Source organism: Fibrobacter sp. (assembly GCF_045112255.1).
GTDB lineage: Bacteria > Fibrobacterota > Fibrobacteria > Fibrobacterales > Fibrobacteraceae > Fibrobacter.
Window position 1 is genome coordinate 12,007 of the sequence record NZ_JBGUHR010000040.1, and the last position, 22,546, is coordinate 34,552.

Annotated in this window: 18 protein-coding genes; 14 read left to right on the forward strand and 4 right to left on the reverse strand. The window is 47.6% G+C overall.

Annotation, left to right across the window (positions count from 1 at the left end; all coding sequences use genetic code 11):
- Positions 1-107: 107 nt before the first annotated feature.
- On the reverse strand, positions 108-2,648 hold the full coding sequence (locus tag ACJMM9_RS04695; protein WP_405324292.1) for a DNA gyrase/topoisomerase IV subunit A: 2,541 nt from the start codon (positions 2,646-2,648) through the stop codon (positions 108-110).
- A gap of 126 nt (positions 2,649-2,774) precedes the next feature.
- On the reverse strand, positions 2,775-3,215 hold the full coding sequence (locus ACJMM9_RS04700; RefSeq protein WP_405324294.1) for a hypothetical protein: 441 nt from the start codon (positions 3,213-3,215) through the stop codon (positions 2,775-2,777).
- Between the two features lie 258 nt (positions 3,216-3,473).
- On the opposite strand from ACJMM9_RS04700, the gene ACJMM9_RS04705 reads away from it, so the two are divergent.
- Positions 3,474-5,810 carry an InlB B-repeat-containing protein gene (locus tag ACJMM9_RS04705; RefSeq protein WP_405324296.1) on the forward strand — a complete coding sequence of 779 codons (2,337 nt, stop codon included), beginning with the start codon at positions 3,474-3,476 and terminating at the stop codon, positions 5,808-5,810.
- A 12-nt stretch (positions 5,811-5,822) separates the two neighbouring features.
- Here ACJMM9_RS04705 and ACJMM9_RS04710 read toward each other — a convergent pair whose 3' ends face one another.
- Positions 5,823-8,060: an endo-1,4-beta-xylanase gene (locus ACJMM9_RS04710; protein ID WP_405324298.1), complete on the reverse strand. Its 2,238-nt coding sequence runs from the start codon at positions 8,058-8,060 to the stop codon at positions 5,823-5,825.
- Between the two features lie 158 nt (positions 8,061-8,218).
- Here ACJMM9_RS04710 and ACJMM9_RS04715 point away from each other — a divergent pair, with 158 nt between their 5' ends.
- The 13 genes from ACJMM9_RS04715 (at position 8,219) to ACJMM9_RS04775 (ending at position 21,962) form a co-directional block, all read left to right on the forward strand.
- Positions 8,219-8,593, forward strand: coding sequence for a hypothetical protein (locus ACJMM9_RS04715; RefSeq protein WP_405324300.1), 375 nt, complete (start codon positions 8,219-8,221; stop codon positions 8,591-8,593).
- 98 nt (positions 8,594-8,691) lie between these two features.
- Positions 8,692-9,168 (forward strand): preQ(1) synthase, encoded by a 477-nt coding sequence (gene queF / locus ACJMM9_RS04720; RefSeq protein WP_405324301.1) that lies wholly within the window; start codon positions 8,692-8,694, stop codon positions 9,166-9,168.
- 2 nt (positions 9,169-9,170) lie between these two features.
- On the forward strand, positions 9,171-9,881 hold the full coding sequence (locus tag ACJMM9_RS04725; RefSeq protein WP_405324303.1) for a queuosine precursor transporter: 711 nt from the start codon (positions 9,171-9,173) through the stop codon (positions 9,879-9,881).
- Positions 9,882-9,948: 67 nt separating this feature from the next.
- Positions 9,949-12,687, forward strand: coding sequence for a TIGR02171 family lipoprotein (locus ACJMM9_RS04730; protein WP_405324305.1), 2,739 nt, complete (start codon positions 9,949-9,951; stop codon positions 12,685-12,687).
- Positions 12,688-12,763: 76 nt separating this feature from the next.
- Positions 12,764-13,189 carry a hypothetical protein gene (locus tag ACJMM9_RS04735; protein ID WP_405324307.1) on the forward strand — a complete coding sequence of 142 codons (426 nt, stop codon included), beginning with the start codon at positions 12,764-12,766 and terminating at the stop codon, positions 13,187-13,189.
- On the forward strand, positions 13,189-14,304 hold the full coding sequence (locus ACJMM9_RS04740) for an NAD-dependent epimerase/dehydratase family protein (protein WP_405324309.1): 1,116 nt from the start codon (positions 13,189-13,191) through the stop codon (positions 14,302-14,304). The genes ACJMM9_RS04735 and ACJMM9_RS04740 overlap by 1 nt, the downstream gene beginning before the upstream one ends.
- Before the next feature lie 6 nt (positions 14,305-14,310).
- Positions 14,311-15,048: a glycosyltransferase family 2 protein gene (locus ACJMM9_RS04745; protein ID WP_405324311.1), complete on the forward strand. Its 738-nt coding sequence runs from the start codon at positions 14,311-14,313 to the stop codon at positions 15,046-15,048.
- Positions 15,049-15,200: 152 nt separating this feature from the next.
- The gene (locus ACJMM9_RS04750; protein WP_405324313.1) at positions 15,201-15,947 is read left to right on the forward strand and encodes a TonB family protein; all 747 of its coding nucleotides are present in this window, start codon (positions 15,201-15,203) and stop codon (positions 15,945-15,947) included.
- Between the two features lie 43 nt (positions 15,948-15,990).
- Entirely contained in the window at positions 15,991-16,929 is a 939-nt protein-coding gene (locus ACJMM9_RS04755) for a hypothetical protein (RefSeq protein WP_405324315.1), read from the forward strand.
- 9 nt (positions 16,930-16,938) lie between these two features.
- Complete coding sequence (locus ACJMM9_RS04760; RefSeq protein WP_405324317.1) at positions 16,939-17,652, forward strand: fibrobacter succinogenes major paralogous domain-containing protein; 714 nt, start codon at positions 16,939-16,941, stop codon at positions 17,650-17,652.
- 46 nt (positions 17,653-17,698) lie between these two features.
- On the forward strand, positions 17,699-18,610 hold the full coding sequence (locus ACJMM9_RS04765; protein ID WP_405324318.1) for an AAA family ATPase: 912 nt from the start codon (positions 17,699-17,701) through the stop codon (positions 18,608-18,610).
- A complete protein-coding gene (locus ACJMM9_RS04770; protein ID WP_405324320.1) occupies positions 18,610-19,935 on the forward strand; it encodes a DUF58 domain-containing protein in 1,326 nt (441 codons plus the stop codon). The genes ACJMM9_RS04765 and ACJMM9_RS04770 overlap by 1 nt, the downstream gene beginning before the upstream one ends.
- Positions 19,932-21,962 (forward strand): transglutaminase family protein, encoded by a 2,031-nt coding sequence (locus ACJMM9_RS04775; protein WP_405324322.1) that lies wholly within the window; start codon positions 19,932-19,934, stop codon positions 21,960-21,962. Before ACJMM9_RS04770 ends, ACJMM9_RS04775 begins: the two co-directional genes overlap by 4 nt.
- Here the strand turns inward: ACJMM9_RS04775 and ACJMM9_RS04780 are convergent.
- Positions 21,959-22,516 (reverse strand): hypothetical protein, encoded by a 558-nt coding sequence (locus tag ACJMM9_RS04780; protein ID WP_405324324.1) that lies wholly within the window; start codon positions 22,514-22,516, stop codon positions 21,959-21,961. The two genes, ACJMM9_RS04775 and ACJMM9_RS04780, sit on opposite strands and share 4 nt — an antisense overlap.
- Between the last annotated feature and the right edge of the window lie 30 nt (positions 22,517-22,546).

Sequence of the window (22,546 nt, forward strand, 5' to 3'; positions counted from 1 at the left end):
TTAAACGAAAAAAGACCGGCTCGCCGCCGGTCTAAATTTTTGCAATGTCACCCCGGCCTGTCATCCCGGACTTGTTCCGGGACGGGGTCACCTTTCCTGCGTCCTTCCTAGAACAAGCTCGGGTCTTCGCTAGAACCTTCGCTTTCACCGCTTCCGTCGCTAAACGGATCTGCCGGCGAAATGCGGCTCACGCGCTTGATCTTCTTGGCGGTGAACTTGCTTCCTAGAGCCTTGTAGCCCTTGACTTCCGCAATTTCCGTCAAGTCGAGTTCTTCCTTCTGGACTTCGCGACCGACCTGGTATTCCATCAGTTCACGGGCGTCGTCTGTAGCAAAGAGCTCGATGAGTTTCGTGTCCTTGTGGTCGGAAACCACGCTGAATTCCGTCGTCATGGGGCAACCTTCGAGGTTGAAGCGCTTGACCATGTAGTTGAAATTCGAACCTTCGAAGTAGAGCACCGTAAAGACCTGTGCGGGGTCGTACTTGTGCAGATACTTGATGTTTGAACCGACGAGAATCGGGTCTGCCATGGTGTGGACGCGAGCGCTACCATCTTGCTTGATGATGAGCAACTTGTCGTTTTCTCCAAATTCACCGAGGCAATCGCCCTTCTTCTGCGTCGAGACGATACCGCTCGGAGCATCGAAGTATAGCACTCTTGCGCCAAGCGTCGAAACGCCCTTGCGTAGTCTCTTGACCGTCTTGACCGGGTACTTCGAAACGATATTGCCGAGAGCTCCACGACCCTTGACTTCAACTTCGCTAAAGTCCACTTCAAAGTTCAGCTTGATGCGCGGACGCGGTTTCAAGATGACTTCGACCACTTCGGCTTCGCCGTTCATGTTGCTCGACATGTAAAGAATCTTGCTACCGGGCTTGTTCTTGCCCATGTAGTAATCCTTGTCGCGAGTCACGCCGCCGACGTTAAAGCGTTTGATATAAGCGTAGCCGTCCTTGCCATCCTGGTGGATGACGTTATAGATATGGCGTTCGTCGTCCTTGTTGAACTTTTCAACGAGAATGATATCCTTACCGACAAAGTCCTTGTCGCTGACCTTCACTACCTTGAAGCTGCCGTCAGCCTTGAACACGATCAAGTCATCGTATTCCGACACGTCGAAGAGGTATTCTTCCTTCTTCATGCCGGTACCCACGAAACCTTCCTTGCGGTTCACGTAAAGCTTCTGGTTTGCAAGAGCCACGTGTACGGCGTTCACCTTACCGAATTCGGCAATCTGCGTACGGCGTTCCTTGCCTTCGCCGTACTTCTTCAAGATGTTCTTGAAGTGGTTCACGGCATAATCGATAATGTGTTCCTGGTTGTACTTGCAGGTCGCGATGCTTTCTTCGAGTTCCTTCAAAAGCTGGTCGGCCTTTTCGCGGTCGTAATGGCTTATACGGCGGATCGGGATTTCAATGAGCTTGCCGATTTCGTCGTCCGTAACGGTCTGGCGGTGCAGACGCTTGAGGTACGGCGTGAGGCCTTCGCGAACGAGGCGGATAATTTGTTCACGGTCCTTGGCCTTCTTGATGACCTCGTAGACTTCCTTCTCGATAAAGATCTTTTCGAGCGTGGTCATGTGCCACTTGTCTTCGAGGTGTTTGAGTTCGTTGGCGAGTTCCCATTCCAAAAGCTTCACGGTGTGTTCCGTGTTGAGCTTCAAGATGTCTGAAACACCGACAAATTTCGGGTGCTTGTCGATAATGACGCACGTACATGGAGAAAGAGACTTTTCGCAGTCCGTAAAGGCATAGAGTGCATCAATGGCCACCTGCGGGTCCGTCCCCGGCTGCAAGTGTACGAGAATTTCGACGCCCTGGCTTGTGTTGTCGTCCACGTGCTTGATCTTGATTTTGCCCTTGTCGTTTGCCTTGACAATGCTTTCAATCAAGCTCACGGTCGTTGTGCCGTACGGGATTTCGCGGATGGCGAGCGTCTTGTTATCGACCTTTTCAATCTTCGCGCGGACCTTGACCTTGCCCCCGCGTTGACCATCGTTGTAGTCCGACACGTCGATGATGCCGCCCGTGAAAAAGTCCGGGTAAAGCGTAAACTTCTTGCCGCGCAGGCAAGCAATGCTAGCCTCGCAGAGCTCGCGGAAGTTGTGGGGGAGGATGGAAGTCGAGAGACCGACTGCGATACCATCGACGCCCTGTGCCAAAAGCAGCGGGAACTTGACCGGGAGCGTGACCGGTTCTTCGCTACGACCATCGTAACTCGGGATCCATTCCGTCGTTTCGGGGTTGAACACGACATCGACAGCGAACGGCGTGAGGCGGCCTTCGATATAACGGGGAGCTGCAGCGCGGTCGCCCGTGTAGGGGTTGCCCCAGTTACCCTGGGTGTCGATGAGCAAATTCTTCTGGCCGAGGCCCACAAGTGCATCGCCGATGGAGGCGTCGCCATGCGGGTGGTAGGCCATCGTTCGACCGACGATCGTTGCCACCTTCTGGTAGCGTCCGTCGTGGTTTTCGAACATGGAGTGCAAAATACGGCGCTGAACAGGCTTCAGGCCATCTTCAAAATACGGGACCGCACGGTCCAAAATCACATAGCTGGCGTAATCGAGGAACCAACCATCGTAAAGTCGTTCTAGGTGATTGACGTTAGATAAACCTAGAGTGGTATCGGGTGTTTCTTGATTCATGGCTCGAAATGTAGTAAAAATTTTCTGTCAGAAAATTTTGTAGTGCTCATTAGGGCAAAACTGATGGGGCCAAAAAAAGGTTCCGCAAATAGCGGAACCTGTATTGAAAAGTCGATACGAGTTGTGTTATCGATTGGCTGCTGCAAAATCGTCGCACTTCTTCTGGTAGGTATCGCGATAGCTATCAGATGCTTTGGTTTCGGTGTATTCGTAAGTGGTCACCGAATTTGAAGCGCATTCTACACGGCCTGGTTTTACGTAGTTGAGACCGTTTTCAATTTCCGTTTTCTTGGCGGCGCATGCGGCTTCAGCTTCTTCTGCGGTGTTGTAGCTGTATGTCGATTCAATTTCGTAGAACGGATCTTCTCCAGCTCCACCTAAGTTAACGCGAGCCTTAAGTGTTTGTTTGAGATCCGGATGATCAATGACAACGTCCAAGGCGCGACCGCTATAAGAAACGGAACACTGGTAGTTGACTTTGCCGTTAGTGTCGGAATCGGTCGATAAATCGCAACCGATAAGACTCAAGGCCAATACACTTATTCCTGCAATAATTGTCTTTTTCATTTGCACTCCTTTTTAAAAAGATCAAGGTGTAATATACAAAAAATAATTTTGTGGGGATTCTCTTTTTTTATATAAAATTGAGATTGCGTCAATTCCGATTTTCCGCTCCCCTCTCTAGCGGAAACTTCCTGGTAAAGAACATTTCTTGATTTTGTAAGAATAAGCAAACAAACAAATTGTTTCTATTGGCTTTGTACGGTCCTATTTTTTTTATAATTGTAATGTAGAAACTAAGGTTTTTGTTTGGAGGTCTATGTCATGAAGTATTATATTGTCGTTTTGTTATTTATTACGCTTGTGGTAAATTCTTTTGCCGCCTATTCGGGAAAGCCTCAAATGCCAAAACTTGTGGATGGCTGCTACGAAATCGGTTCCGCAGAAGAATTGTATGGATTTGCTCAATGGAGTAATGAATCTCTAACGAGCGAGTCTTTGTGTGTAAAGATTGTCAATGATATTGAACTTAATAGTAAAGTCCTTACGGCGGATTTTGCCCTTAACGGAAAAGAATCGGATTTTACTCTCTGGACTCCCATCGATTATTTCAAAGGAACCTTGGATGGCCAGAATCACGTGATTTCTGGGCTTGTCGTTGTTGTAAAAGATGCGCATGCTTCTGCGGGATTCATCAATACGGTTTTTGGAGAGTCCGAAGAACAGCGTGCTGTCATAAAAAATTTGGGATTCGTGGATTCCTATGTTTACGGCGATATGTATGTCGGCGGCATAGTGGCCCACGCTCGTCACTTGACCTTGGATCACGTTTTTCATGAAGGCTATGTCAACGGGACTACGGCCGTGGGCGGCCTTATCGGCTTGGCTAGCCAAAACAACTACATTCTAAATTCCTACAACAAGGGTTTTGTGGATTCCCATTATGAAACGGGAGACCTCTATGCGTCCAGATTTATCGGTGGATTGGCTGGATACATCCATACAGAGAAAAATCTTATACGAAATTGTTTCAGTACCGCAAAAATCAGCGGAGTCAACTATACTGGCGGGCTTACCGGAATAGCGGGCATACAGACCGAACTTTCTATCGAGAATTCTTTTACCACGCAAGATAAGTTATACGGTTACGAAGAGGGTTCGGCCAAGGTAACTCTGGTGAATTCTTTCTCTTTGGGTAAAAATTCCGGCCGAAATGTAAAGACGAGTGAAGAGTTTGCAAATGGTGTGGTTGCGACTATTTTGCATAATGCCCAGCATGGCGACATCTGGGGGCAAAATGTTGGGACTGATTCTCATCCTGTTTTGACTGGGAAAATTACGAACGTTACCGAAAATCTCAAGTTGTCTAAAGTGACTTTCCATACTTATGACGGCGATACTACTACTTACGCGAAGCAATATGTTGTGGGTTATGGGCTGGATTTTCCGACTCCCGAAAGAGCCGGATACAGATTTGACGGTTGGTATGCGAAAGCGGATTATTCCGGAAATCCGTTGACGAGGATTTCGGATAAAGAAACGGACGATGTCGATGTATATGCCAAATGGTTAAAATACCTAGAAGCAAAAGACGGTTGTTACCAGATTGCCAATGCTGATGATTTGTTCGTTTTTGCTGTGATGGTGGATGAATCGGATGCGGATGTCTCTTGTGCAAAGCTTACAAAGGACATAGTCGTAAATGAACATGTGCTTAACGATGATGAGTCGTTAAATGAAAAGGCTGGCCCCTTTAGGGAGTGGACGCCTATTATGAAGTTCAAGGGAACCTTTGATGGGCAAGGATATTCCATTTCTGGGCTGTACTACAATAATTCCAAAAAGGAACACATTGGACTTTTTGGCAAGTTGTCTTTGGTGTCCAAAGATGGTAAGACGGTTATCGAAAATCTCGGAATCAAGGATTCCTATTTCAATGGAAGTAATGATGTCGGTTCCTTTGTCGGTAATGTCAGTGCCCATGTGACTCTCAGAAACGTTTATAACGAAGGTTCTGTTAATGGGGGTACTTTTATCGGTGGCTTGGTTGGTTACGAAAAAAGCGAACTGACTATGATTAACGTGTATAATACGGGTCGCGTAAGTGGTCGTCAATGTACAGGCGGTCTCCAGGGTGGTTCATACGGTACTGGAAATACGACTATCATCAATTCCTATACATCGAGAGGGGCCTTGTTCGGTTACGTAAAAAACAAGACGGAATCTAGCCTCACGAAAATCCATTCCTATGCTCCGAACGCTTCTGATCCTGGTGAAGAAGCAGTTTCAAGAGAACAGATTGCCAATGGCGAACTGGCCACCCTTTTGCATAATTATTCTGATAACGGAGTTGACGGGGCCGTATGGGGACAACGAGTCGGTCGGGATCCTCATCCGGTTTTCTCTGGAAAAATTGATACTGCCGAAACCATAGTCTTGTCTCCCGCGTTTAAGTCAGTTGCGAAGGTTCGTGTTCATGGTTCTTCTTTACTTGTGAATAACTATGATGGCATGATTGAAATTTTCGATGTCAACGGAATTCTTGTCGGTCGTAAAGTATCCGCTGGCACGGTTGATTTCTATTTGAATCATCCTGGAACGTATATCGTCAAGATGGGGCATTCTGCACAAAAGGTTGTGGCAAAAGGTTTTCTGAAATAACGCCGATTTTCCCTATCTCGCGATTCCTACGCTCCGCATCTTTCCTGTGGTACGGTTGCGCAAAAAGTAGATTGCCGAAGATTTCGCGGCATTTGAGGTTCGGAGCGTTGCAGCGGCATCGCTAAAGCCGTAGGCCGAGAGCTTGCTTAAGCGTACTCCTTGCACGTCAAACACATCGTAATTCTGGAGCGTGTTCTGCTCTAAGCGAATCTTGCCTCCGAACCTGCCGTCTTTATCGCTAATAGCAATTGGCTTTTCCATAGCGATTGAATCAAGCGAATCCAGCGGATGCCTCGTGATGCCTTCTTTGTTCCACATATTCTTGCTGTCGTAGAAGTGCTCGTTGAAGTATTCCTTGAGCCAAGTCATTGCCGGGCGGTCTACGCCGTCTTTGATGAGTCCGGGATTTGATTCGTCGGTCCATACATTTGCTCCAACTTCATAGAGATAGCCCCAAAGGTTGACGCCTGCGATGATTTCCGATTCTATAAATAGCGGGATATGTTCGGAGTAGCAAGCTTTTTGAAGGCTGTCATTGTTCGTGCCGACGCTATATTCAGTAATATACAACGGAAGCTTTATTTTGTCGTAGATTTCCTGAATGCCGCTTTGGATGCGTTCAGTGCTAAAACATTGTGCTTCAGGGCCGGAACCTTGGACGAGAGGAGCGAAAATTATTTGATACGCATCGACGGGGGCGTTTTGCTCCTGGATTTTTTGGATAATGTCGGCGCCTTGATTGTTCTTCCAGCCGTATTCATCGATGGCGTTCAATGCGAGAATTGCGTGAGGCCAGCGCTTACGGGCCATCTTGAATGCCGTGGCTATAAATTTGTAATCGTCGTTGCCACCGAGTGCTTCGATGATTTTATTGCCGCTCCCGAAACCGGAATAATTGACCACCTCAATCATGTAAGGTTTGGGGTAACGCATGGCGGCTTTGTCAAACCAGTTTTCAACAGCTTTCCTAGTTTCGTCGACATCAAGGTTGTAGAGCCAGCTGGGGGTATGGGTTCCCCAAAGCAAACTGCGGAAATTGAATGACACTTTTTTTGTTTGCGCCCAGTAATAGACGTTGTCGCAACCCGTCCAGTCGTACTTGCCGCGTTCTTTTTCGATGACTGTCCACGTACAAGCGTTTTCGGGCGAAACTTGGTTCCAGTAGGCTTGAAAATCTTCGGGAATTTCTTGTTTGTCGGCAATCATGTTTCCAAGAAACTTGTACGCACCATCGGCAATTCCGTGACCGTAACGGACTGCGTTCGGATTCTTGAAATATTCCTTGAGCCAGGTCAATGCCGGGCGTTCTACTCCGTCTTTGATAAGGCCGGAGTTCCCGTCTGTAACCCATGTTTTGCCATAAACGTAGCCCCAAAGAGTAATGCCTTTCACATATTCTGTTTCCATCAACAAGGGAATATGTTCTTGGTAGCACTCTTTTTGGAAATAGTCATTCTTGTCACCGACATCGTATTGGGTAATGTATATCGGGAGGCCTGTTTGCTCGTGGGCTTCATGAAGAACGCGTTTGAGTACCGCAGAACTGAGACAACGATAACCTGAGCCTTGTAGTGTTGTTTCGTGGAACTGCATCCCATATGCATCGACGGGTGCGCCCTGGGCCTTGATTTTCTTGATAAGGTCAATCCCTTCGTTCTTTTGCCACAAAATTGTGTTATAGTCGTTGTAAATCAGGATTGCTTCTGGCCAACGCTCACGCGCCATTTTGAACGCAGTTACCACAAATTTGTAGTCGTCATTGTCGCCGCCGAGAGCCTCGATTAGCTTGGATGTTTTAAAATTGGAGTGATAGTTGTTGTTTGTTTTGACGGCCTCATTGACCACTTCAATCATTTCGAGGTCAGGGTAATGTTCTTTAACGGCATCAAGCCAATCAGTAAAAGCCTTTTTTGTTTCGTCAACATCGAGCTTGTTTAACCACTCCGGTTTTTGCGAACCCCATAAAAGGGTATGGAATGTGAAATGGGCGTTGTTTGTTTTAGCCCAGTTGTAGGCGAGGTCGCAACCTGTCCAATCGTATTTGCCGCGTTCTTTTTCGACATTAATCCAGACACATTCGTATTCGGCGGTAATCTGGTTCCAGTAGGTCCCAAAGTTGTCAGGGATTTCGCCTGCGGTAGTGATGTTGCCTAAAAATTTGGCAGCACCATCGGCCATGCCTACACCCGCAAACGAAAATGTCGATGCGGCAAGGGCAAAAGCAAATGCCTTAAACATTGTTGATTTCATACTCTTTGTAACCCCAGAATTTTTTAGGAAACAGCACGTAACAATAAAATACCTCGAAAACATTGTGATGTATTTGTTTGAGGAAAATCTTTCGTTGACAAAACATCTATAGAGCTAATATTTTTAAGTTATATTTAAATCAATTCTTGGAGGTTCTTATGACAGCAATAATCGGTGCGGTTCTGCTATTTCTCGTTGTTATAATGAGTGTCGCCTTGATTTTTGGTGCTCCGCTAGGCGCGTTTACCTTGGGTGGCCAGTTTAAAGTTTTCCCTGCGAAATTGCGTATTGTGCTTGCGGTACAGTTGCTTTTGCAGGTTTTCTTTGCCGTTATACTTTTGCAGCTTGGTGGCTATATGTCCCTATGGTTCTCTCATAAAGTCACTAAGATTGTTGGAATTGCCTTTGCGGTTTATTTGACGTTGAATTGTTTTGGAAATATGTTCTCGAAAAGCAAAAAGGAAAAATTCGTGATGACGCCGCTTTCTGTGATTACCGCAGTCTGTTATTGGGTGAATGCACTTGCTTTTTGATTCGTGCGAAAGATTGCTTGGCATTGTTTTTCTATATTTGCGCTCAAAATCGGTCAGTTCGAAACCCATCCTGACTTAAAACAAAACTAGGAGACTTTATGCGTTCAGAAGCTGAACTCGAAGGCGTTACGCTGCTCGGCAACAACAAGACCCAGTATAAGACCACTTACAGCCCCGAAGTGCTCGAAAAGTTCCCGAACAAGCATCCGGGTAACGACTACATGGTCACCTTCAACTGCCCGGAATTTACGAGCCTCTGCCCGAAAACGGGTCAGCCGGACTTTGCCGAAATCAAGATCAATTACATTCCCGACCAGTTCTTGGTGGAATCCAAGTCGCTCAAACTTTACATGTTCTCGTTCCGCAATCACGGGGATTTCCATGAAGACTGCGTGAACATCATCATGAAGGACTTGGTGAAGCTTTTAGACCCGAAGTACATCGAAGTCGAAGGCATCTTCATGCCGCGCGGCGGCATTTCGCTTTATCCGTTCGCCAATTACGGCAAACCGGGTACCGAATTCGAAGCCATCGCCAAGAGCAGATTGTTTGCTGCAATTGATAGGAGAAAGTAATCGTGCAAAACGAACTTCTCATGATTGCCTCCATTTTTGTGTTCTTTGGGGGCCTCGTCGCTTTTTTCCGTTTCTTCGGTAAGCAGGGCATTTTTGCCTGGACCGTCATTGCAACAATTGCAGCAAACATCGAAGTCCTGATTCTCGTTCACGCGTTCGGGCTTGACACGACGCTCGGTAACGTCATTTTCGCATCGTCATTCTTGGCAACCGACATGATGAGCGAAATCTATGGCAAAAAGGAGGCTAGCCGCTGTGTGAAAATCGGCATCCTCGCGAATGTGACGTTTATTCTCATTTCGCAAAGCTGGTTCCTGTACATCCCGGCCGCAGGCGATACGATGGCCGAACCGATCCGTACGGTGTTTTCGAATACGCCCCGCGTGATGCTGGCGAGCTTGTTTGCTTACGCCGTCTGCGAAGCTTATGACGTTTGGGCTTACCACGCCGTCTGGAAATGGTCCGAAAAGAAGTTCGGCAACCGCAAAGGATTCCTGTGGCTGCGCAACAACGGTTCAACGCTGGTGAGTCAGCTGATCAACGTAGTCGTATTTAACTTGCTTGCGTTTGCGGGCGTTTTCCCGTGGAATACCATCGGCGAAATTCTCGTGTTCGGCTATGGCATTTTCATCGTGACGTCGCTCATGGACACTCCTTTTGTGTACCTTGCCCGCCGCATCTCCGAGAAGCACCCAGAACTACTGAAAGATTAAAAAAAACAAGCATAAACCTGCTCAAAAAAAATCATCTGGAATCGTATAGATATTGTATATTTAAAATATGCAGTTCTATAATTTTTTGAGGGGAGCTTGCCTTTTATTCCTTGCTTGCATGGAATCGTGTTCGCATAGTTCCTCTACTGACAATTTTGATGACTTGCCGGCATTTCTGGAAGGAATGTTGCCGATTTCCGCATCTGACGCTAAAGTTACGCTTGGCACGGACAATGAAAATGCAAAGCCTAGTGAACGTCCGCAGATGAAGGTTAAATTCGATTACGATTTTTACATGGCCAAAAGCGAGGTGACTTGCGGTGAGTTCGATCGCCTTATGCGCGCAGAAACAGGCCTTGTCCTGAAATGTTCAAACGATAGTCTCCCGGCAACGGATATTTCTTATTATGACGCCGTTCTCTTCGCCAATGCCAAAAGCAAGGCTGCTGGCAAGGATACGGCCTACACTTATAGCAAGAGTTCCTTTGATGAAGAAAAACATTGCACAGGTTTAGATGCCCTTGCTTTTCGTCCCGACAAAGAATCCTTCCGCTTGCCGACCGAAGCCGAATGGGTCTTTACCGCTAATAAATTTGGAAAAAAGAAAAACAGCTGGACTTCAGATAATTCGGGTTATCAGCTGCATCCGGTTTGTGCAAAGGCTACTAAGAAAAATGAACTTTGCGACATTATGGGGAATGCCCTAGAATTTGTCAATGACTGGATGGGTAATTTCCGCGACACGACTTATCTGAATTATGTCGGCGCATCAGAAGGGCGCGCTATTGGACAGCGAGTCGTTAAAGGCGGAAGTTACCGCGATGCTTCGGCTACGGTAAACCTCTACAGTCGTGGCGATGTTTATACGGTGACTTCGGGAACCCGTGCTGAATATGTCGGATTTCGCCTTGCGTATGGAACCATCCCAAATGCATCTTGGGCTGGTGATGAAGGGAGTGAACAGACGGGGGTTATGACGGCTGTTGCCAATTTTACAAGAGTCCGTTCCCTGGTGGGTTCTTACGGGGTAAAGCTCGCTTTTCGTAACGATGTTTCGGGAAACCTTGTCTTCATTGATTATTCAAGCGGTTTTTCAAGCATTATGGAAATCAAGGATACTATAGAAGTTTATCATCCTGAAATTTCCCCAGATGGTAAACGTGTTGTATTCTGTACTGGTCTTGAAGGTACGTCCAGTAAGTCTCAGGTCTATGTCCGTGATTTGACCTTTGCCGGTACGGGACTCCAGAAACTGGACTTTGAAAACGCAGCTATCCCGCGCTGGCGAATTCTCCCGGATGGGGATACCGTCATTGTATTTGTGAGCGATGCCGGCGATAATAGCACTGATGCGACCTTCAAGAAAAAGTCGACTTGGCAGGTCTCGTTTGCGGGTGAAAAGTTCGGGACGCCGCAAAAGTTGTTTGACGGGGCGTATCACGGTGGCGTCAGTGCTGATGGTTCATTGGCGGTCTCGGGTTCCAAGCTTTTGCGCGCTCGGATTACACCGTCTAATGGTTCTGCCCGTGACACGGTCTGGTATAACGGCGAGCAGGCTTGCAATGTGTCCCTGGCCAAAGATGATTCCCGTCGTACGCTGTTCCTTGACTTTGGCAGTAGAACAGGAAAGAAATTTGTGGGAGAAAGCTATCGCGTACACGAGCGCCTTTTCGTTGCGGATAAAAATGGCAAGCTGATCAAGTCTGTAGCCTCTCCTGAGGGATTTAGCTTTGATCATAGCGAATGGGTGAGTGGTTTAAAAGACTATGCTGTTGTAACTCTTATTAATGCAAATGACGCACATTCCAAAATTGCGCTTGTCAATCTTGAAACTTCTGAAATTGTGGAGCTTGTTCAAGGCGATGAACTGTGGCATCCGAGTTTCTGGGTGTACCCTATGAATGCTGCCTACTATGATAAACTTAATCTGGATAGCGCCGGTATGTATTACGTTGGGCAAGACGCCACCCTTATTACTCACAAGATGAACGCTTTTTGGACGATTTCTGATATTGTTGAAATTGTTGCCTTGGGTTCATCTCGAGTCAGTGTGGGATTTATGGCTCAAGAGGTAAAGTCTGGTTATGCGTTCAATATGGCGACCATTCCAAATGACATGGATGTTATTGCAACGCTCGCTGAAAATTATGTCTTGCCACATTGTAAAAATCTGAAATATCTAATTGTCAGTCTTGATTTTGATTTGTGGTCCGGAGGAAAGGACCAAAATTTCAATAAAAATGTTGGTGGCAATATAGGCTTTGAGTACGATAAGAGTCATTCCTATTGGAAAAATGGCGTTCCGTCACAGTATAAGGAACTGAATGCTGTTTATGCGAACGGGATTGATTATTTGAGAGATTTAATGAATGAAAATCATGGATGGATTTATATAGAATCAGGAGGATGGACTGTAGGCGGCTTTAATGAAAATCCGATTATCGGGGATCCTGCATGGAGTAACGCTCGTGTTTGGTCCAAACATCTGGGTCGTTTAAAGGACTTGATTGATTATGCAAAGAAAAAAAATGTCGTTATCATTGGCGTTGTGTTCCCGCAGTCTCCTTATTATAAAAAAACGGGGGTTTTTGGCCGTCATGGGATGCTGCGCAGTATTGCGGAATCTCTGATTGATTCTTTAGAGAATTGGCAGAAAAAGTATTCGAATTTCGTATTTGTTGATGAAAATAAAATGGGTGACCATGACTATACAGATGAAATGGCCTATGATTACGACCATTTGAGTTATGTTGGTGGTCAAAGGCTTACGCGAAAACTGGATTCCTTGATACAATCAATGAAATAAGTGACCGTCTTATCTTGTTGTCTTCCCAAATTTTTATATTGTTAAACAGTTAAACGAAACATCAATAGAGGTCTATATGAAGTTTTCTCATGCTCTGCTCTTGGCAAGCTCCCTTGCATTCCTTGCTTGCGGTGAAGAAGATTCTCCGTCTAATGCAACTGACAAGTTCGATTGCTCTGTGACGGGTGGCGTCAAGGTTGTTTATCCGACCAAAGGCGAAACCTTCAAGATCGGTCAGAAAATCACCGTTATCTTTGGTTCCGATGTCGATGATTCTGGTTATATGATCAAGTTCAAAACAGGCAAAGACGATCAGGGCGAGGATCTTACTGAAGAATCTGTTGGTCCTGCAGGCCAGGCCGATGGTAAGACTTGCTACGAAGCGGAAGTGACGCTTGATGCAAGTAAGGTTAAGGAAACCAAGACCGGCTATATTCGTGTAGTTCCGTACATTAAGACGAATAAGGGCGCGAACTCTGGTGAGTTCACGGTCACGAAGTAATGAACCTAAAGTTCAATGACCAAAGTATCACCGTGGCTATTGTCGGTTGCGGTGGTTTTATTGGTTGTCACCTTCTCGATGCTATTTTGACGCGCACCCAGTGGCGCGTTTTTGGCGTTGATTTGGATTTTTACAGGATCCAGCATAGGCTAAACGACGAACGTTGCGAGTTTATGGTGGCGGACCTCGCCGATAAGAGAGTCGTTGAGCGTATTGCAAAGTATCCTGTCGTCGTGAACCTTGCGGCGATTTGCACCCCGAGCCGCTATATGGCTGAAGCTCCTGAAGTTATCCGCAGCAATTACGACCATCCGGCGGCGCTGGCGGATGCTTGTGTGAAGTCAGGCTCTTGGCTCATTCATTTTTCGACGTCCGAGATTTACGGGCGCACGTCGGCCGATTCTGGCTTGCTCGTTGAGGACGAATCCGAACTTACTTTTGGGCCGGTGACGGCGAGCCGCTGGAGCTATGCGACCGCAAAGCTCTTGACGGAACGCTATATTGCGGGCCTTAAGAATTTGAAGTGGACCGTGGTTCGTCCGTTCAATTTTGTCGGGCCGTACATGGACTTTATGCCGGGCGTCGATGGTTCGGGCATTCCGCGTGTGCTTGCGAATTTCTCGTCATCGCTTGTGCGCGGCGAGCCTTTGAAACTTGTGAATGGCGGTGTAGCAAAGCGCAGCTTTACGAGCGTCTTTGATGCGGTCGATTTTATGTTCGCGCTGTTTGAAGCCGGATTCTCGGCGAATGCTGTTGGAATGGCGTCGAGTGCAGTTAAGAATGTCGCGAGTGCAACTGAACATGTTGCGGAAAAAACGCCGTTGTCGCAAGCATTTAATATCGGAAATCCGGACAATGAACTTACGATCGCGGAACTTGCATACAAAATGCGCCATATCTTTGCAGAAGTCAAGGGCGTAAGTGTGGACTCTATTCCTGAGCCGGAAGTGGTTTCTGGCGTGGAATACTACGGCGAAGGCTACGAAGATTCCATGCGCCGTTTGCCGTCTGTAGAAAAGGCCGAACGATTGCTTGGCTTTAAGGCCAAGACTCCGATCGATGTCGTTTTACGCGAATCCTTGACGTGGTTTGTCGGACATTATTCTAATGACTAGTGACCAATGACCATTGACTACTTCATCTTTGTTCCTGCGTACAACGTAGAAAATATACTTTGTGAAGTTCTCTCCAAAATTGATGAATCAGTTTTAGCTCGTGCGCATGTGCTTGTGGTAGACGATGGATCACGCGATGGAACGGCGCAGGTGTTTGAACGCTTTATGTCGGAAAATGCGCGCAACTTCAAATCGCATTTTGAATATTTTAAGTTTGAACAAAATAGCGGTTACGGTGCCGTCGTCAAAAAAGGTCTTGCCGAAGGCTTGGCCTCGGGCGCTGCGTTTGTCGCTTGCCTGCATGGAGACGGTCAATACCCTGCGGAAAAACTGGGCGAGTTCTTTACCGAAATGGAAAACAGGAATCTTGACTTGTTACAGGGTTCTCGTCATGCGGTCGCAGGGGATGCAAAGCGTGGCGGAATGCCGTTGTATAAGCGCATTGGTGGCGCGTTCTTGACGGCGCTTGAAAATTTGGCTTTCCGCGTGAAGCTTACGGACCGCCATAGTGGTTTTATCGTTTATTCTTCGAGATTTTTGAAAACGGTTGGTTTGAATCGGTTGAGCACATCGTTTGATATTGACTTGGAACTCATTTCCATTGCCGATGCTTCCCGTTTTGCGGTTGCTGAACTCCCGATTCCCACACGTTACGCTGGCGAAAAATCAAATCTCAATGTGGTTACGTACGGCATGCGCGTCTTGCGGCAGGTTGTTCGTAGATTTTGCATGCGGATGAGATAATATATGCCAATTATTAAAATTGATAGTTAATTTTCGTTTACAAATATTTAGTTCAGTTGCATTTTTGTGTGCAAAATAAATTCGTGGATCGGTCATAAAAAATGTAGGCCGTCTTATTTTTTTATATTATCAAAGATAAAAAAGGAGACCCTATGAAAAAGATCCATGTTGTTGCAGGATTCGTATCCATGATTGCCCTCCTCGTTGGGTGTGCAAAGACCATGCAGTTGAACGATCCCGCTCTCTACGACCAGTATCTTACGAGAAGTTATAATCAACCTCGCGATGTGTGCTACAATGCGGTGGTGGTTACTTTCAGGGATAGGGGCGTCGAACTCACCAAGGCCGATCCTGAGGAAGGCAAGATCGTTACGGAAAAGCATCTGATCGCGATTTATGCGGGATATGGTGTGGTCGGTTCTATTTCACACCGCTATTACATCGATGTGAAGGGTGACGAAAATAATTGTACGATCAAGGTGACAAAGTACAAAGCCTGGAAGGGCGGCAATGAAGTTCCTGACGTCAAAGTTGATGATGTTTACTCCTATTACTGGGCACCTTTGTTCGGAGGTTTCGAAAGCAATTTCGATAGCGAAGATGAAACTTCTTCGGTACGCACAAGCAGTGACATCGACCAGGTTGTCAAGCAGCGCACTCCAGACCTCAAAAAGATTTACGACCAGTATCGCAAGAAAAACAAAAAATTGCAGGGTAGGATTAAGCTGAAGTTTACTATCACGCCTAATGGTGATATCAGTGAAATTTCTGTCGTGGAATCAAATACAGGTGATAGCGGGTTTGATGAAATCATCAAGATGGCCGTAAGCACGTGGACGTTCGGAAAGGTGACGAAGGGCAATACGACCGTGACTATTCCGTTCACGTTCTCGGAGTAGTTGGACTGTCTGACTTTCACCAAATTTATAGAAGCCAAGTGTTATGAATCATCTATTGAAGACTCTTTTCTTCTTTTTGATTTTTGTTTCGAGTGCTATGGCGGCGCATGTCGCCGTGCTTGAAACGGGCGTAGATTCGGACGTGAAAAAGAAGGTGTCTCTGTCTGACCGGCAGTACCTTACGAATGTTCTACGTGAAGAGGCTGTTAAGGAACTTCCAGCCTCGCAGAACTTTACGATCATGACCCGCGAGAATATCAGCGAGATGCTTCCGCCGGGGAAAGCGCTTGAAGAGTGCGAAGGCAGCTGCCTTGTGGAGACGGGGCGCAACATTGCCGCCGATTACGTTTGCCAGGCTCGCGTGGGAAAATTCGGTTCGAAGCTTGCCATTTCTGCTGAAATCTACGAAACGGCAGGGAACAAGCTTGTTGCTAGCTTCAACGGGCATGGAGCAAGTGTAGAAGAACTTCTGAATGAAATAAAGAAGAGCGCTCCTGAATTTTTCCGCAAGGTGAAAGGCGAAAGCCCGTCATCTCCGAAGTATGGGGGGCGTCGCGTGAATAAGGGCGCAGGCGGCATTGGTGATTTTCTCAGCTCAAATAAATCCTCTGAAGAATCTGAAGCCAAAGAAATCAGTGTCGGTAGCGTGAATCTGGATTCAACTCCTTCTGGCAAGGATGATGGAAAAGTTCATAGGTCGTCAACGCCAATTGGTGATGTTCCTGCGGTAAAAAATAGGGCGAAAAATTCATGGATTCGCTGGGGTGCACTCATTGGCGGTGGTGTGTTGGTGACGTCGGGTATTGTACTTGCTGCAATTGGCAATTCCGATGCGCAATTGGCTCACGATTTAGGCTTCAGCAATAAGGCCGAGTATGAGGAGGCCAAGGACAAGGCGCATAGCGGGCAGATGAAGCGCGGCGTGGGAATTGCCTTGACCATCATCGGTGCTGCGGGCATCGGATTTGGCTTCTTTTTCTAGGAGGCGGCGATGAAATTAGGAAAACGAAATTTGAAATTTGGGTTTGGAAAGGTCCCTGGCCTGTTTGCTTTCGTCTGCTCTGCTATTTTTCTCGCTGCATGTACTGACTACGAAGGAATGCTTGATGATGAATATGAAGCGTGGGTCAAACAGCATGGGGAAAATCAGCAGACTTTTGATCCGGCAGACTTGCCACCGACAGCTGTCGTAGGGAGCTTTACCGACCCGCGCGATGGTCAAACCTACAGGACTGCAATCATTGGCTACCAGATGTGGATGGCGCAGAATCTCAATTACAATACGGCAAACAGCCTTTGCAATGTGGAAAAGGATGCCGATTGCAAAATGTATGGCCGCTACTATACGTGGTCTGCTGCGATGACCGCTTGCCCAAGCGGTTGGCACTTGCCCAGCTATGAAGACTGGAGTTATTTGTTCAGTGAAGTTGGAGGCACTTCGGTTGCCGCCACAAAACTCAAGACTAAAAAAGTATGGTCCAGTGGGGAAAATGGCGAGGATACTTACGGTTTCTCGGCGTTGCCCGCAGGTTATTCCCATGACCGTGATTTCTACAGTGTGGACCATGGCACGGTTTTTTGGAGTTCTACTGAGAGCAGTACAAGGTTTGTATATTCCGTACGAATGCAATATGAAAATCCCAATGTTGAAATAACCAAAGAGATGAAAGATTACGCCCTTTCTGTCCGCTGTGTCAGTGACTGAACTTTTGACTATTAACCATTGACCATTATCTATATATATTATGGGTATGGTTGAAAATCTTATACAGTCTTTGAATAGTGTTCTGCTTGGTAAGCAGGACCAGGTAGAAATGCTTGTGATGGCGCTCCTTGCCGATGGCCATGTGCTTATCGAGGATGTGCCGGGAACGGGCAAGACGACGATTGCGAAAGCGCTTGCCGCAGCGATTGGTGCGGACTTTGCGCGAATCCAGTTTACGCCGGACTTGCTCCCCGCCGATGTGACGGGCGGTGCCGTGTTTAAGGCGAATACGGGCGAGTTTGAAATTCGCAAGGGGCCTGTCTTTACGCAGGTACTCTTGGCGGATGAAATTAACCGTGCATCTCCGCGAACGCAAAGTGCGCTTTTGGAAGCGATGGAAGAACGGCAGGTTTCGCTGGAGGGTGAACGTCATGCGCTCCCGAAACTGTTCATGGTGCTTGCGACCGAGAATCCCGTGGAATTTCACGGCGTGTTTCCGTTGCCCGAAGCGCAAATGGATAGATTCTTGGTGCGTCTTTCACTCGGGTACCCGACGGCGGAAACAGAACTTGGCATTTTGCGTGCGCATCGCGATGGGCGACCGCTTGATACGCTTAAGGCGGTGACGACTCCTGATGAAATTATTGCGGTGCGAAACGACGTCCGCAAGATTCACATTGACGAATCTCTTGAAATGTACGTGGTTTCGCTGGTGCAGGCGACACGCGTCAATCCGGCAGTGCGCTTGGCGGCAAGCCCTCGTGCAGGAATTAACCTCATCAAGATGGCGCAAGCTTGCGCGTATGTCGCGGGTCGCGATTTCGTGAATCCCGATGACATTCAGCATGTGTTTTTCCCGGTGATGGAACATCGCGTGTTTGCAAAAGATTCGAATACACCCGGTGCTTCCAGACAAATTCTCGAAGGAATCTTGAAGCAGGTGCGAGTGCCGAAGTAATGTCTCTCTTCCATTTCTTTATAAACGCCATCCCCAGAAGTCCCAAGCGCAAGGGACTCTTGATGCGTTTGTACTACGTTTGGCAAGAAGGCTTTACGCAGGTGGGGCATGCGGCGGCAGCGCTGATGCTGTTCTCGATGTTTGCAGGGGCGGTGCCTGGATTCTGGGCGGCGTGGGTGTTCTGCGGTCTTGACTTCATGTACTTCTTGGCGCTTGTGCCGTGCCTTTTCATGACCGCTCGTAAGAGCAAGTTCAAGACGGGCCATATTTCTGTCCGGAATGTTTACGAAGGTGAAACGGCTACCGTTGACTTGCATGTTTCTGCTGAAGATAAGCTAAATGCGGTGTCGCTTGGATGCTTCCGCATGGATACCTCGCTCAAGTGCGAAGAGTCTGCGCTTGTTGCGGTTGCTGCTGGCGAGACGGCGAAGCTCACTTGCAAAATCCAGACGAAAAAACGTGGCGCCTTTGAAATTCCGAAAGTGGCGGTGATTATCCCGGAAATAAATGGCGCCTTGCGCTATGCCGCAAATGCCGGAAAAGCGGAACTGCTCGTATTTCCGCGCCCGTTGCGTGTGGGAACGTTCCCGTTTTTGACGTCTGGCGCGAGCGGTGCTGTGTTTGCTCCGCTGTTGATGCCGAGCCTTACGCGCGGGATGGATTTTGTAGGTGTGCGCGAATACCGCGAGGGCGATTCCTTGCGCGATTTGCATCACAAGGCGTTTGCACGTTACGGCAAACCTTTCACGAAGGAATTTGAGACGGAACGTGGCGCGGGTGCGATTCTCGTGCTGGATGTGACATCTCGTAGCTTACGCGAAAAATCGGCTGTTGAAATGTTGATCCGCTTGGCGGCTGGCGTTGGTTTGTGGCTCTTGGAACGTAAGGCGCTTGGGCGTTTTTTCATTGGCGATGATGAAATTGCACTTGTAGAGGGCGATGGCGGCCTGAGCTTCTTGGAAGCGCTTGCGCGAATCCCGGCGACGTCTTTGTTTGAAATGCGCGCATCTCGAATTGCGGAAAAATCTCGCAAGTTGACGAGTGCGCCAAAACTCTGGTCTCCTGCGGCGCGCCCGCTAGGCCCAGTGCTTCGCATGGGACTTTTTGCGACCGATGATCCGCTTGTGCATAAGCAAGTGATTTTGGATGCGCATTCCAAATTGACGGACGAATCTAAGGTCGCCATTTCTGATGATATTTTGTCCGTGAACGCGGCGCATCTCGAACGCGTTTTTAATGAACGATTGCTTCGTGAACGTGCGCATCTCGAACACGTTTCCCGAGATTCGCTTGAAAATTCTCGTGAAGCGGAGGTGAGTCTATGATGAACTTCCGTGAAATTTCGAAGACGATTTTCTTCTGCATCGTCTCTATCAATTTGGGGATTTCAAGCGGACTTGAAATTCTTGGCTTTGTTTTTGCAGCGCTGTTTATCGCGATTCACATCAAGCAATTTGTGCTTTCAAAGTCCGCGACGAACCAGATAAAAATCCCGCGCTACAGAAAAATTTTTGCATACGGCGCCATTGTCCCGTGTGCGCTGTGGTGGGTGCTGACGCCAAGCGTTGAAATGGGCGTCTCGCCGTACTTGGTCTTTATTCCGGCCTGGTATTTGCTTTATTTGGCGTGGCTGCAAAAGCGGAGTCTTGGGAATGGCGGCTACGAAGTCTTTGTTGTGTTCAATGGCGTTGCTGCACTTTTCATGGGATTGTTCCAAGCGCCTCGTGCAAGCGTAATCAGTGCTGTCGTGGCACTTTTGCTTGCTGTGTATGCTTTTAGCCGTCCACGTGTTGCTCTTTACAAACGGTTGCTTTTTGTATTACTTTATGCGAGTCTGTGCGGCTCGTCGTATCTCGGTTTTAAATATTGGAAGAGCAATCGCTATTACAGTGGGCGCTGGGCCGAAGAATATTACGTCAAGAATCGCGTGATGGGATTTGATCCCGTGGCTGCGTTGGGTTCCTTCTCCAGTAATTACAATTCCAAGTACAATAGTGAAATTGTCCTCCGAGTTTGGGACACTCTTGCTCCTCCGTACCTGCGGGCTGCCGCCTATGAAAAATATGTGGCGGGCATCTGGAAACTCCCGGCGACGGCCGAGAAGAAACTTTATCCGGCGCGTTATCGGGTGGACTACGCCGTTTTTGAATCTGAAGATTCTGCGGTGGTTGCGCCAAATGTCAAATCCGTTTGGGTGCAGGCGACTCTTGATAATTTCGGCTTTATGTTTGCCCCTCCGAATGTTGTGGGCGTGGCTAGCAAAAATGCGGACTCACTGAATTACTATTCGACGAATATTTTTGCCGATGCAAACGGTGTGCGTAGCGACTGGTATTATTATGTGCCGGATTCTGCGGAAACTCTTGCGATTGCGGCGCATTTACCAGTGGATTCCTCGGCGACATTTTCGGCAGACTCTTCGACGATTGAATCACTTTCCGCTTTCTTGCAAATCCCGAATAGAGAAAAATCTCTTTTAGATTCAATTGCCGCGACTATGTCTCTACCGGCCGCGCATCTCGATACAGACTCGGCGACTCTCGATAGCGCACAATTTGCGGTCCAAACTTTAAAAACGATAGAATCTTATTTTATCCATAATTTTAAGTATTCGTATATCGTTCCCGGCCGGACCCAAAATTCAAAAACCGACCCGATTGAAATTTTCTGGAAAACCAAGGAAGGCTATTGCGAGTACTATGCGACGCTTGCGGCACTCCTCTTGCGCCATCAGGGGATTCCTTCGCGCTACGTGACGGGCTTTGCTCGCCCCGAGCATGTTCCGGGCCGCCCGTATGTGACGTTCCGTCGCCGTCATAGCCATGCCTGGGTAGAAGTCTACATTGACCATAAGTGGTACATATTTGATCCGACTCCACCTGTCACAGAAATGACTTTTGCAAGGCATTCATGGTTGGCGGTAAAGCTTGAAGGCGTGAAAGGCCGGTTCTCTTATGTGATGCATTTGCTCAGGGACGGTGAATGGCGACGTGTCGTCGATAGCTGGCAAACCGCTTCGGAACGCATTGTTTCGAGTCCCGCTCTTTATCTTGCCCTTGCTATATTGCTCCTGGTTTTTGCGCTGCTCAGGTTCCGTAGTTTCCGAAAACGGCGCAAGCAGCAGGCTGTTTCTAAAAATGCGGCCCAATGGATTGCCCTCCTTGCCGATGCCGAAAAACGACTTGCCCGCTTGGGGTTCAGTCGCGCTCCCGGCGAGACTGTTGCCTCTTTTGCGGGGCGTGTGCAAACAACAAAAAAGGCGAGCCTCAAGGACTCGCGCTTTGATCAGGAATGTTCTTTTGCGCTCAAGCAGTTGCTGGAATATGAATGCAACCGCTGGCGGAAAAACTAGTTCGAAGAAACGAAATTGTAGACTTCGTAGGCGTTTGCCTTTACAACGGCATCGGCGCTTTTCATTTCAGGTTCCAAAAAGTAAAGTTCCTTAATGGTCAATGCGACATCGTTACCGTCAATGTTGATTTCGGCTTGAATCGTCTTGTCATTTTGAGAACGGTCTATGCAATCGTTACCGGCGGTTGCGTTGAGATGGATGGAATTGTTGATGATTTCCCAGTTTCCATAAATCTTTGTCGGCTTGCATTCAAATGCTGTGCTTTTTGAAGAATTCGTAAACTCGAATTTGTTTACTTTCTTTTCATCGACGTAGAATTTTAGCGTTGCAGGGTCTTCCCTGAAATTATGGCTTGGATCAATGATATAAATAACATCGGTGCCGGCCGGTTGAGGAATCGTTGGGCCTTCGGTGCTCCAGGTTCCCAGGATGCATTGTGCAGTGAGTCCTGCGGCGCACTCTTGAGCTTTTGACGGTGGCGTTGTGGTCGATTCGGCACAGGCGGTGAACATTGTTGCAGCAAAGGCAATGAATGTCAAAGTTTTGATGGTCATAAAATCCTCGTTTTTATGGGAATATATATA

Excerpts from the sequence above, each read along its gene's own strand:
- ACJMM9_RS04695 (WP_405324292.1), bottom strand. The coding sequence starts at position 2,648 with ATGAATCAAGAAACACCCGATACCACTCTAGGTTTATCTAACGTCAAT.
- ACJMM9_RS04700 (WP_405324294.1), bottom strand. The coding sequence starts at position 3,215 with ATGAAAAAGACAATTATTGCAGGAATAAGTGTATTGGCCTTGAGTCTT.
- ACJMM9_RS04705 (WP_405324296.1), top strand. The coding sequence starts at position 3,474 with ATGAAGTATTATATTGTCGTTTTGTTATTTATTACGCTTGTGGTAAAT.
- ACJMM9_RS04710 (WP_405324298.1), bottom strand. The coding sequence starts at position 8,060 with ATGAAATCAACAATGTTTAAGGCATTTGCTTTTGCCCTTGCCGCATCG.
- ACJMM9_RS04715 (WP_405324300.1), top strand. The coding sequence starts at position 8,219 with ATGACAGCAATAATCGGTGCGGTTCTGCTATTTCTCGTTGTTATAATG.
- queF (WP_405324301.1), top strand. The coding sequence starts at position 8,692 with ATGCGTTCAGAAGCTGAACTCGAAGGCGTTACGCTGCTCGGCAACAAC.
- ACJMM9_RS04730 (WP_405324305.1), top strand. The coding sequence starts at position 9,949 with ATGCAGTTCTATAATTTTTTGAGGGGAGCTTGCCTTTTATTCCTTGCT.
- ACJMM9_RS04735 (WP_405324307.1), top strand. The coding sequence starts at position 12,764 with ATGAAGTTTTCTCATGCTCTGCTCTTGGCAAGCTCCCTTGCATTCCTT.
- ACJMM9_RS04740 (WP_405324309.1), top strand. The coding sequence starts at position 13,189 with ATGAACCTAAAGTTCAATGACCAAAGTATCACCGTGGCTATTGTCGGT.
- ACJMM9_RS04745 (WP_405324311.1), top strand. The coding sequence starts at position 14,311 with ATGACCATTGACTACTTCATCTTTGTTCCTGCGTACAACGTAGAAAAT.
- ACJMM9_RS04750 (WP_405324313.1), top strand. The coding sequence starts at position 15,201 with ATGAAAAAGATCCATGTTGTTGCAGGATTCGTATCCATGATTGCCCTC.
- ACJMM9_RS04755 (WP_405324315.1), top strand. The coding sequence starts at position 15,991 with ATGAATCATCTATTGAAGACTCTTTTCTTCTTTTTGATTTTTGTTTCG.
- ACJMM9_RS04760 (WP_405324317.1), top strand. The coding sequence starts at position 16,939 with ATGAAATTAGGAAAACGAAATTTGAAATTTGGGTTTGGAAAGGTCCCT.
- ACJMM9_RS04765 (WP_405324318.1), top strand. The coding sequence starts at position 17,699 with ATGGTTGAAAATCTTATACAGTCTTTGAATAGTGTTCTGCTTGGTAAG.
- ACJMM9_RS04770 (WP_405324320.1), top strand. The coding sequence starts at position 18,610 with ATGTCTCTCTTCCATTTCTTTATAAACGCCATCCCCAGAAGTCCCAAG.
- ACJMM9_RS04775 (WP_405324322.1), top strand. The coding sequence starts at position 19,932 with ATGATGAACTTCCGTGAAATTTCGAAGACGATTTTCTTCTGCATCGTC.
- ACJMM9_RS04780 (WP_405324324.1), bottom strand. The coding sequence starts at position 22,516 with ATGACCATCAAAACTTTGACATTCATTGCCTTTGCTGCAACAATGTTC.